Here is a 1,219-nt window from a genome sequence, read left to right on the forward strand (position 1 = left end):
GTACGGGGGGCCGGAGCCGCAGCGTGCGCGTACCGGCCGGAGCCGCCGCGCACGCGCGCGCACCCGTCAGAAGTTGATCATGTGGCCCGCGAGCCCGTGCACGGCCTCCTTGACCGCCTCGCCCAGCGTCGGGTGGGCGTGGACGTTCCGGGCGACCTCGTGCACCGTCAGGTCCCACTGCTGGGCCAGCGTCAGCTCGGGCAGCAGCTCCGTGACGTCCGGGCCGATCAGGTGCGCGCCGATGATCTCGCCGTACTTCGCGTCGCTGATCAGCTTCACGAACCCGGTCGTGTCACCCAGCCCGTGCGCCTTGCCGTTCGCCATGAAGGGGAACTTCGCGACCTTGACGTCGAAGCCCTTCTCGCGCGCCTGCTCCTCCGTCCAGCCGAAGCTGGCGATCTGCGGCTGGCAGTACGTGGCGCGCGGGATCATCGGGTAGTCGAGCTCCATGGTCTCGGCGCCCGCCAGCGTCTCGGCGGCCACCACGCCCATGGCCTCGGCCGTGTGCGCGAGCATCAGCTTCGCCGTCACGTCGCCGATCGCGTAGATGTGCGGCACCGAGGTGCGCGAACGGCCGTCGACCTCGATCGCGCCCCGCTCGGTGAGCGCGACACCCGTGTTCTCCAGGCCGTACCCCTCGACGTTCGGCGCGAAGCCGATCGCCTGGAGGACCTTGTCGGCCTCCAGGACCTGCTGCTTGCCGTCCTTGCCGGTCACGGTCACCCGCACCTGCGGCCCGGACTCGTCGATGGCCTCCACCCGCGTGGACGTCAGCACGTCGATGCCGAGCTTGCGGTACTGCTTCGCCAGCTCCGCGGAGACGTCCTTGTCCTCCAGCGGCGCGATCCGGTCGAGGAACTCGACGATGGTGACCTTCACGCCGTAGTTGTGCATCACGTACGCGAACTCGATGCCGATGGCACCCGCGCCGGCGATCACGATCGAGCGCGGCAGCTCGTCGACGAGGATCTGCTCCTCGTACGTCACGACCCGCTCGCTGCGCCGCGTGCCCGGCAGCAGGCGCGGCGTGGCGCCGGTCGCGATGATGCAGTTGTCGAACGACAGGGTGGTCGTCGAGCCGTCGGTCAGCGCCACCTCCATCGTGTTCGCGTCCAGGAAGGTGCCCCGGCCGGTGAACTCGGTGATCTTGTTCTTCTTCATGAGGTAGTGCACGCCCTTGACGCGGCCGTCCGCGACCGTGCGGCTGCGCCGGAACGCC

General features: G+C 69.6%; 1 protein-coding gene. It reads right to left on the reverse strand.

Features of this window, described 5'->3' with window-relative positions:
• Positions 1-66: 66 nt before the first annotated feature.
• Positions 67-1,219 (reverse strand): dihydrolipoyl dehydrogenase (gene lpdA / locus AB0F61_RS34215; RefSeq protein ID WP_357818548.1); only part of this gene is annotated, 1,153 nt, incomplete at its 5' end.

It is taken from the genome of Micromonospora sp. NPDC023888 (genome assembly GCF_040639415.1).
GTDB lineage: Bacteria > Actinomycetota > Actinomycetes > Mycobacteriales > Micromonosporaceae > Micromonospora.